The sequence below is a fragment of the uncultured Aggregatibacter sp. genome (assembly GCF_938046485.1).
GTDB lineage: Bacteria > Pseudomonadota > Gammaproteobacteria > Enterobacterales > Pasteurellaceae > Aggregatibacter.
Genome location: NZ_CALIWN010000069.1, coordinates 20,715 through 31,004, shown reverse-complemented (window position 1 = coordinate 31,004; position 10,290 = coordinate 20,715). Strand labels below are relative to the sequence as shown.

Here is a 10,290-nt window from a genome sequence, read left to right as displayed (position 1 = left end):
CGTGCATCTTGATGCACGACCAAATTACGCACGGAACGTTATTTAACGCTTTCGGCATTCATAATTTCGTGCAACAAGTTGCACGCTACGATTCTAAACAATCAAAGTGCGGTCTGTTTTTTTATTGTTTTAATATGACAAATGAAGCTTTCTCATGCCGATCCTCATTTGTTGTTATAAAAAAATAATCTCAATGCGTAAAAAAAGTTTTGACAATTCTTTACATCATATAATATAATTTTTATATGTTAAATTTTTGTTAATTATTACTGTAAACTAAGGAGACAAATATGAACAAAAACGTTGGTGGTATAGATAAAGTCATTCGCATCCTGTTAGGGGTCGTTCTTATCGCACTCACGTTAACGAACGTCATCGGTTGGTGGGGATGGATTGGTGTTGTGCCGTTATTGACCGGACTCTTCTCACGCTGTGGTCTTTATTCATTACTTGGCATTAACACCTGCCCATTAAAAAAATAATGCATTAAGGCATCATTTCCTCTTGGTAATGATGCCGCTTGTTTATTGATTCTTAGAAAAACACATACTATGACGATTTCCATCATTTCCGCTATGGAAGCAAAAGACAAATTAGCTGCCGGCGCCATATTAATCGATATTCGTCAGCCGGAAGAATATCACCGCGAACATATCGATGGTTCAATTCTACAACCGCTGGCCGAATTACAACATCAAGGATTGAGCAAAACCTTAAAACAAGGAAGTTGCCTTATTTTTCACTGTAAATCCGGGGCAAGAACCGCCGGTCAAGCTGACTTTTTGAAACAGTTGGCACAAGAAAATCATTGTGAAGCTTATCTGCTTCAAGATGGAATAACCGGTTGGAAAAACGCCGGGCTTGCTACGCGATTTAATCCGTCACAACCCATTGAGATTATGCGCCAAGTCCAAATCGTGGCAGGAAGCTTAATTTTACTGGGCTCATTATTGGGATGGTGGATTTCGCCTTATTTTTATTGGCTACCCGCATTTGTCGGTGCCGGTCTCACCTTTGCCGGAATAAGCGGTTTTTGTGGTATGGCAAAACTTCTCTCTCTGATGCCATGGAACCGACGATAAGCAATTCGCGCGTGGGATTGCTAAAAAAACGGATCAGTTATTGGTTTCAGCGGACAGGACGTGTAAAATGAGCGCTCTCATTCCCACAATGTGTAAATACTGAAATAGGATCTGATGAAAGATATTTTCGAAAAAAGTCACGAAGCCAGTACCTTTTTAAAATTGTTGGCCAATCCGAATCGCTTGGCGATTTTGTGTTGTTTACACGAACAACGCTATAACGTCACCGAGTTAACCGTAAAATTGAATATGCCACAAGCAGCCATGTCGAACCAATTAGCTCTTTTGCGCAAAGCCGGACTAGTGGCAAGCGAAGTCCAACATCGGGAGCGCGTGTATTACATTAAAGATCCGAAAGTTGTCGAGATGATCAACATATTACATCGCTTTTTCTGTGAAGTTCCCTCCGAAAAAGTATGATTCTCATCACCCAATACAAAAAAAACGCAGACTTAACGCTGCGTTTTTTGTATCGTCTAACTTGGACAAGTTTATCTAAACCACTTTCTCTTTATCTCTCATTGTGCATCTCAAGATTCGAGGAATCCTTTTCACGTTTTTTCTTTGCCGCATCGTTGCGTTGCTCAGCAATGTTATCCAAATAAGCTTCTGTAATATCGCCGGTCACATAACAGCCGGTAAACACCGAGCAATCAAATGCTTGAATAGCCGGATTTTCTTGTTGTACGGAACCGGTTAAATCCGCTAAGTCTTGGAACACTAATTTATCCACACCAATCAGTTTGGCGATTTCGTCAGTATTACGTTCATAGGCGATTAATTCGCTACGCGTTGGCATATCGATACCATAGACGTTCGGATAACGAATTTCCGGTGCGGCGGAGGCAAAATACACTTTTTTCGCGCCGGCTGCACGAGCCATCTCCACGATTTGTTCGGAAGTAGTTCCACGCACGATAGAGTCATCCACCAATAACACGTTTTTACCTTTAAACTCAGAGGCAATGGTATTCAATTTACGGCGAACCGAACTCACGCGTTGCGCTTGCCCCGGCATAATGAATGTGCGGCCGACATAACGATTTTTTACAAATCCTTGACGATAAGGTTTGTTCAACACATTAGCAATACGCAATGCAATATCATTTGAGGTTTCCGGCACAGGAATCACCACATCAATGTCAATGTCTTGCCATTCGCGAGCGATTTTCTCCCCTAAACGTTGCCCCATATGTACGCGGGCGGCATACACAGAAACACCATCAATGCAAGAATCCGGACGAGCAAAATAGACATATTCAAAAATACACGGTGTTAACACGGGATTGTCAGCACATTGTTGTGCATACAACTCACCATCGAACGTAATAAAAATGGCTTCTCCCGGCGCCACATCACGCACAAACTCAAATCCCACAACATCTAACGCCACGCTTTCCGAAGCGAACATATACTCGGTTTTGCCATGCTCTTCACGTTTACCTAACACTAAAGGACGAATACCATGAGGATCACGAAACGCCACCATGCCGTGATCGATGATCATGGCAATACAGGCATACGCACCGCGAATATCTTCATGGGTTTGTTTCACTGCATTAAAAATATCTTGCGGTGTTAACGCGTATTTTTGCGGTTGATCGAGGTGATACGCAAGAATGTTCAGTAAAAGTTCTGAGTCGGAATTGGTGTTCACATGACGGCGGGCAAGGTTGAAGAGTTTTTCCTTCAATTCGACAGAATTTGTTAAATTGCCGTTATGTACCAAGGTTAAACCATAAGGTGAATTCACATAAAACGGCTGGGCTTCAGAGACACTGGAACTTCCTGCTGTCGGATAGCGTACATGACCGATACCGGTATTGCCCGCCAAGCGCAACATATGCACTTGTTGAAACACATCACTCACCAAGCCGTTCGCCTTACGCAAACGAAAGCGGTTTTCGTCATCAATGGTGACGATGCCCGCTGCATCCTGCCCACGATGTTGTAATACCGTTAAGGCATCATAAATGGCTTGATTTACCGGGGTTTGGCTGACAATACCGACAATACCGCACATACACGTTGTTCCTCTACTGATTCTGCGTTGAAGTTGGGGTTGGATTTGAAGCCGGTGTGGTCACTTGCTCCAAATTCAAGGTTGAATTTAAAAAACTGGAATTGGCTTGTATTTGTTGGAAGAACCAATCCACCACAAAACGAAAGTGCGGTATTAATTTTGACTCTTTCCACCAATCACTTTGATTTGACGCGGTGAACGTATCCAAGAAAAATAACATTGCCGCCACAATGAGCACGCCACGTAATAGCCCGAAGCAAGCGCCAAGTACTCGATCCGTCCCGCTTAAACCGGTACGATCCACTAGCTGACCTAATACATAATTCACGATAGCGCCAACAATCAATGAGGCAATAAATAAGATAGCAATGGCAACACCATTGCGGATATACAGGGATTCAATGGAAGTTAACAAACCTGCCAAATACACATAAAAATTGCTTGCAATAAAAAATGCCACAATCCAACTGGCTAGTGACATCACTTCGCGGACGAAACCGCGTAATAAGCTGACAATAACGGAAAAAACAATAATGCCGATAATAATGTAATCAATCATCAAATCATCTCTAAAGTGTTGAAAAAAACACTTCTATTTGCAACGGGCGTTATTCTAGCAAAAAAACGAAACCGTTTGCGCAAAAATTTACGCACAAAAAAACGCCCTTTTGCACAAAGAAGCAAAGGGGCGTCACTATACCATTGTTATGTTTGGGAATATAGAAAAAATCGGGGAATTAAAGCTCCTGCCAAAAATCACGGGGTAATTTTTTCTGAGCTATTTTCAGTAAGTTGGCTAAATCCAAATAAGTAGGCTTATCGGAAAAATTCGGTATGACTTCTTGCTTTTCTTTTAATTTTTCCAAAACGTGGTGAAAACCGACCGCACTTTGAGGTGACAATCGCATTTGTGCACGTTTGCCCAGCCAATAGAATCCTTGTAGCGGTAAGCATAACGCAAATAATGCACTCAATACGGCAACAGCAAGTGCCATGTTGTCCCCTCGTGCATAAATTTGCTGCCACACCACAAATAATACCGCAAGAAACGGCATCATTTTCTGGGCAAATAAAGTGGATTTAATAACGCGATTTTCAGGGAAGATAGCGCCTAATTTAGGCTCTAAAGGCCAACTATTTAAATATTGTTGCCCTATTTTTAATGTGCGATAAAAACCCATGTCATGCTTATCCTTTGTGTCAATTCAACGTCAGGTTGCTCAACATAACATAAACTGACGGATTTTTTAATTTTCCATATTCATACCTCTTCTTTAGTAATCTTTTTTTCAGGAAAAATGAATCACTTACGAAATGTAAAAAAATTGCTAAATTTTTTTGATTCAGGTCGCATTTTTTGATGTTAAGAATTTATTTTAAAAGGTGAAGGGTGTATCCTATGGCAGTTTAATTTTCTATTATTCGTTCACTATTTGAACGAATTTTGTTTAACTCAAACCCGTATAGGTCGCTTATGTCTGAAAAATTAGTCCTAATCCTCAATTGTGGTAGTTCTTCACTAAAATTTTCTATTTTGAATCCTGCCACCGGCGAAGAAAAATTGTCCGGCTTAGCCGAAGCGTTTTACTTACCTGAAGCCCGTATCAAATGGAAATTACACGGCGAAAAAGGACAGGCTGATTTAGGTGCCGGCGCCGCTCACGCCGAAGCGTTAAATTTTGTTGTTAATAACATTTTCTCGCTTGATCCTGAATTACAAAAAGGCGTTGTTGCTATCGGTCACCGTATCGTACACGGCGGCGAAAAATTCACTTCTTCCGTTATTGTTACCGATGAAGTGGTTAAAGGCATTGAAGATGCAATTCAATTTGCACCATTGCACAATCCTGCACACTTAATCGGTATCAAAGAAGCATTCAAACTCTTCCCGCATTTGAAAGAGAAAAACGTGGTGGTATTTGATACCGCATTCCATCAAACCATGCCGGAAGAAGCGTACTTATACGCATTACCTTACTCTTTATATCGCGATCACGGTGTTCGTCGCTACGGCGCACACGGTACAAGCCACTATTATGTCAGCCGTGAAGCGGCAAAACGTTTAGGCGTCGCAGAAGACAAAGTCAACGTGATCACTTGCCACTTAGGTAACGGCGGTTCCGTATCCGCAATTCGTCATGGCGAATGTATCGATACCTCTATGGGTTTAACCCCGTTAGAAGGTTTAGTCATGGGTACCCGTTGTGGTGACATCGACCCGGCTATCGTTTTCTACATGCACGACACTCTTGGCATGTCCGTTGAAGAAATCAACACCACCTTAACGAAAAAATCCGGTTTGCTTGGTTTAACCGAAGTCACCAGCGACTGCCGTTATGCCGAAGACAACTACGACAAAGAAATTCCGGCAAAACGCGCCTTAGACGTTTATTGCTACCGTTTAGCGAAATACATCGGTTCTTACATGGCCGTTATCGGTGAGCGTTTGGATGCTATCGTCTTTACCGGCGGTATTGGTGAAAACTCTGCCCACGTACGCGAACTCACCTTAGCACACTTAAAATTATTCGGTTATAAATTGGATAATGAGAAAAACATGGCTGCCCGTTTTGGTAAAGAAGGCGTGATTACCGCTGACAATACCCCAATTGCCATGGTTATTCCAACCAATGAAGAATTAGTGATCGCACAAGACACCGCACGTCTTTGTATCTAAAACGTAATCAATAAACTGCCGATGTATTCGGCAGTTTCTTTTTAATCCTCTATTCCAATCGAAGGTAAATTATGTCTCGTACAATTATTTTAATTCCGATTAGTACCGGCGTGGGTTTAACCAGCGTAAGCCTTGGTGTAATCAATGCACTTGAACAAAAAGGTGCCAAAGTCGGTTTCATGAAACCCATTTCTCAACCAAATACCGGTGAAGATATTATCGACCGCACAACGGCTATCGTACGCACTAATACAGGCCTAGAAACCACTGAGCCGTTTATGCTAAGCGTGGCAGAATCACTGATCGGTCAGAATCAATCTGATGTTTTATTAGAAAAAATCGTTGAAAATCATCAACGTCTGGCTAAAAACAATGAAATTATCATTGTGGAAGGCTTGATTCCAACCCGTAAACATCCTTTTGCCAACAGCATTAACTACGAAATCGCCCAAGCACTTGATGCAGAAATCGTATTAGTCGCAGCACCGGCCACAGAAACCCCGGCACAATTAAAAGAACGTGTTGAAGCCGCAGCTTCTCTATTTGGCGGTCAAAACAATAAAAATCTTCTTGGCGTGATCGTGAACAAATTCAATGCGCCAGTAGATGAATCCGGCAGAACCCGCCCAGATTTAAGCGAAATTTTCGATTCTTTCCAACACAGCCACAACAGCGAATCCGAGTTGGTAAAATTATTTGCACAAAGCCAGCTCAACTTATTGGCTTGTATTCCATGGTCTGCCGATCTTATCGCAACCCGTGCCATTGATTTAATTAAACATTTAGGTGCATCCATTCTTAATGAAGGCGATGTCAACCGTCGTATTCGCGGTATCACTTTCTGCGCAAGAAGTTTGCCAAATATGGTGGAACACTTCCGTGCCGGAAGCTTACTCGTGGTTTCTGCTGACCGCCCTGATGTGATCGTGGCAGCGGCCCTTGCGGTGTCTAACGGTATTGAAATCGGTGGTTTATTATTAACCGGCGGTTACAAATTAGATCCGCAAATTAAGAAACTTTGCCAACACGTTTTTGAAAACAAAAAATTACCGGTCTTCCGTATTGAAGGTAATACTTGGCAAACTGCATTAAGCTTACAAAGTTTTAATCTGGAAGTACCGGTTGACGATAAAGAACGCATTGAAAACATCAAACGCTATACCAGCGAAAAATTAGATGCCGCCTTCGTTAACGGATTAGTTGCAGCTTCAAGCCGCTTACGTCGTCTATCTCCACCGGCATTCCGCTTCCAATTAACGGAATTAGCCCGTGCGGCGAATAAACGTATCGTCTTACCGGAAGGCGATGAACCACGTACAATCAAAGCGGCAATCTTATGTGCTGAACGCGGTATCGCAGAATGTATCTTGTTAGCCAACCCTGAAGAAGTAAAACGCGTTGCTGAATCTCAAGGTGTGAAATTAGTCAAAGGTATTACGGTGGTTGACCCAGCAAGCGTACGTGAGAACTATGTCGCACGTTTAGTGGAATTGCGTAAAGCCAAAGGCATGACAGAAACCATGGCGCGTGAACAATTGGAAGACAACGTAGTACTTGGCACCATGATGTTAGAAGCCAATGAAGTTGACGGTTTGGTATCCGGCGCAGTTCACACCACGGCCAACACCATTCGTCCACCGATGCAAATTATCAAAACCGCACCGGGCAGCTCCATTATCTCTTCCATCTTCTTCATGTTATTACCGGATCAAGTGTTGGTTTACGGTGACTGCGCGGTGAACCCGGATCCGACCGCAGAACAACTCGCGGAAATTGCGATTCAATCTGCCGAATCAGCGAAATCCTTCGGTATCGAACCGAAAGTGGCGATGATCTCCTATTCTACCGGCTCTTCCGGTAGCGGTGCAGACGTTGAAAAAGTAAAAGAAGCGACTCGTATTGCGAAAGAAAAACGTCCTGACTTACTCATCGACGGTCCATTACAATACGATGCGGCAGTGATGGAAGATGTAGCTCGTTCTAAAGCGCCAAATTCTCCGGTTGCCGGTCAAGCCACCGTATTCATCTTCCCGGATCTGAATACCGGTAACACCACCTATAAAGCGGTTCAACGTTCCGCCGACCTTGTTTCTATCGGCCCGATGCTCCAAGGTATGCGCAAACCAGTGAACGACTTGTCCCGTGGTGCGTTAGTTGATGACATCGTGTACACCATTGCATTAACGGCAATTCAAGCAACACAATAAAACGCATGAAAAACACACCGCACTTTCGTGCAAAAGAAAAGGCTTTCGTGATGAAAGCCTTTTTTATTGCTAGCCAAAGTCCGCTATAAAAGCCATACGCTATGCTTATGGATCCAAATTTCCCCCTCGTAGCGTGCAACTTGTTACACGAACAAACCACACACGGAATCTTATTTAACCTTTCGGCATTCATGATTTCATGCGTAGCGTGCAACTTGTTGCACGACCACCCCACGCACGGAATCTTATTTAACCTTTCGGGCATTCATGATTTCATGCGTAGCGTGCAACTTGTTGCACGACCACTCCACGCACGAAACGTTACTTAACCTTTCGGGCACTCACGATTTTGTGCGTAGCGTGCATCTTGATGCACGACCAAACCACGCACGGAGCATTATTTACCCCTTTCGGATATTCACGATTTCGTGCAACAAGTTGCACGCTACGATTTACATGGTTCAAGATAATTTATCAACGAAAGAACATATTAACCGTACGTTTTACATACGGATTACTATTTCTCTAATTTATCGCAATTCCAAAATGTTTACGTATAAAAAAAGCGCCCCGAAAGGCGCTTTCATTTTGAACTCATTGACGATTATTTACCGTAGTGTTCACCTAATTTCGCTTTGTGTTTACCTTCTTCCACCATTACGATGAAGAGTAATAACACCGCGAGAACACCACCACCGATCATGACGTAGAAACCGCCGTCCCAGCCATAGTGTTGTGCTGCCCAACCGATAACCGCTGAAGCTGATACGGTACCCCCTAAGTAACCGAATAAACCGGTGAAACCTGCTGCGGTACCTGCCGCTTTTTTCGGCGCAAGCTCAAGGGCGTGTAAGCCGATTAACATTACAGGACCGTAGATTAAGAAACCGATTAAGGTCATTAATACGAAGTCAGTTAATTGATATGGGTTTTCATACCAAGCTGTATAATTTGCTAATTCTGCTTCCGGTGTCGCCGGGTTCATCCAGTAAGCGACAACGGCTGCGGTAGTTAAGATCATGAAGATGAAACCGGTTAAACCACGTTTACCTTTGAAGACTTTATCTGATACCCAACCACATAATAATGTACCCGGTACTGCGGCTAATTCATAGATTGTGTAAGCCCATGCGGTACCTTTGATGTTGAAGTGTTTTACTTCACTTAAGTAAACCGGAGACCATTTCAATACGCCGTAGCGGATTAAGTATACGAATACGTTAGCAATCGCGATGTACCATAACAATTTGTTTTTCAATACATAAGTGACGAAGATTTCTTTTGTGCTTAAATCTTTTTCGTAAGTTTTTTCGTTATAGTCATCTGGGTAGTCATTACGCCATTTTTCGATTGACGGTAAACCACAAGATTGTGGCGTATCACGCATCACGAAATACACCGGAATCGCACAAAGCATTGCTGCAATACCCGGATAATAGAGGGATTGTTGCCAAATGTCTTTGGCTTGTGCTTCAACGCCGTGAGTGCTGAAGAAGATCGCACTGGCTAATAACACCATGGCGCCCGGCATCATACCACCGATGTTGTGCGCGGTATTCCAGATAGATACGATAGTACCGCGTTCTGATTTAGACCACCAGTGCACCATAGTACGACCACATGGAGGCCACCCCATCCCTTGGAACCAACCATTTAAGAAGATCATGACCCACATGATGGCAATGCCCGAAGTTGCCCATGGGAATAACCCCATCATGGTCATACAAAGACCGGAAAGCAATAAACCGAACGGTAAGAACACACGCGGGTTCGAACGGTCAGACATCCCCGCCATGACGAATTTAGACAAACCATAGGCAAGACCGGCTGCAGAGCCGATAACACCTAATTCCGCTTTTGAGTATAAGCCGGCTTGAATTAAACCCGGTTGTGCCAAGTCGAAGTTTGCACGCACAAAATAGTATGCGGCATAACCAAAGAAAATCCCTGCAAACACTTGCCAACGTAAGCGTTTATACGTGGAATCAATTTTCTCCGCCGGAAGTTCCGCAATATGCGGTGCGGGTTTAAATGGTCCAAACATAATTTCTCTCCAATATCATTTTAATTATGAGTCCACCCCCATGTTGGGGATAGCGAGCATGATAAAATAAAAACAGAAATTAAACAGGGAAATAATTCAAAAATGTGATGCATTTCACAAAATATTTTTTAACAAATGAGCGAATTCGAAAATTATGTGATCCCTCTCACAAAATAGCTTTCTTTTTCGCTCAAAATGTTGTGAATTTAACCGCACTTCCCTACAATAGCCACTCAGTTTATAACCGTTTTTACGTT

General features: G+C 43.0%; 9 protein-coding genes. 5 read left to right on the top strand and 4 right to left on the bottom strand.

Translation table 11 applies throughout. The features are described 5' to 3' along the window. The first annotated feature begins 290 nt into the window (after nucleotides 1-290). The 3 genes from Q0203_RS08805 to Q0203_RS08795 all read left to right on the top strand — a co-directional run bounded on the left by Q0203_RS08805 (nucleotide 291) and on the right by Q0203_RS08795 (nucleotide 1,502). Nucleotides 291-482: a DUF2892 domain-containing protein gene (locus Q0203_RS08805; RefSeq protein ID WP_290521763.1), complete on the top strand. Its 192-nt coding sequence runs from the start codon at nucleotides 291-293 to the stop codon at nucleotides 480-482. A 69-nt stretch (nucleotides 483-551) separates the two neighbouring features. Further along, nucleotides 552-1,082 carry a rhodanese family protein gene (locus Q0203_RS08800; RefSeq protein ID WP_290521764.1) on the top strand — a complete coding sequence of 177 codons (531 nt, stop codon included), beginning with the start codon at nucleotides 552-554 and terminating at the stop codon, nucleotides 1,080-1,082. Nucleotides 1,083-1,196: 114 nt separating this feature from the next. Continuing rightward, nucleotides 1,197-1,502 (top strand): metalloregulator ArsR/SmtB family transcription factor, encoded by a 306-nt coding sequence (locus Q0203_RS08795; protein ID WP_297931612.1) that lies wholly within the window; start codon nucleotides 1,197-1,199, stop codon nucleotides 1,500-1,502. A gap of 91 nt (nucleotides 1,503-1,593) precedes the next feature. Here the strand turns inward: Q0203_RS08795 and purF are convergent, their stop codons facing one another. From purF to yfbV, 3 genes are all read right to left on the bottom strand, one after another. Beyond that, complete coding sequence (purF, locus tag Q0203_RS08790) at nucleotides 1,594-3,105, bottom strand: amidophosphoribosyltransferase (protein WP_297931610.1); 1,512 nt, start codon at nucleotides 3,103-3,105, stop codon at nucleotides 1,594-1,596. 13 nt (nucleotides 3,106-3,118) lie between these two features. Then, nucleotides 3,119-3,664: a CvpA family protein gene (locus Q0203_RS08785; RefSeq protein ID WP_290521767.1), complete on the bottom strand. Its 546-nt coding sequence runs from the start codon at nucleotides 3,662-3,664 to the stop codon at nucleotides 3,119-3,121. Nucleotides 3,665-3,842: 178 nt separating this feature from the next. Then, entirely contained in the window at nucleotides 3,843-4,286 is a 444-nt protein-coding gene (gene yfbV / locus Q0203_RS08780; protein ID WP_297931606.1) for a terminus macrodomain insulation protein YfbV, read from the bottom strand. A 293-nt stretch (nucleotides 4,287-4,579) separates the two neighbouring features. On the opposite strand from yfbV, the gene Q0203_RS08775 reads away from it, so the two are divergent. Both Q0203_RS08775 and pta read left to right on the top strand, forming a co-directional pair. After that, a complete protein-coding gene (locus Q0203_RS08775) occupies nucleotides 4,580-5,782 on the top strand; it encodes an acetate kinase (protein ID WP_290521769.1) in 1,203 nt (400 codons plus the stop codon). 71 nt (nucleotides 5,783-5,853) lie between these two features. Further along, the gene (gene pta, locus Q0203_RS08770; RefSeq protein WP_297931604.1) at nucleotides 5,854-7,989 is read left to right on the top strand and encodes a phosphate acetyltransferase; all 2,136 of its coding nucleotides are present in this window, start codon (nucleotides 5,854-5,856) and stop codon (nucleotides 7,987-7,989) included. Nucleotides 7,990-8,593: 604 nt separating this feature from the next. Here the strand turns inward: pta and glpT are convergent. After that, on the bottom strand, nucleotides 8,594-10,033 hold the full coding sequence (glpT, locus tag Q0203_RS08765) for a glycerol-3-phosphate transporter (RefSeq protein ID WP_297931601.1): 1,440 nt from the start codon (nucleotides 10,031-10,033) through the stop codon (nucleotides 8,594-8,596). Between the last annotated feature and the right edge of the window lie 257 nt (nucleotides 10,034-10,290).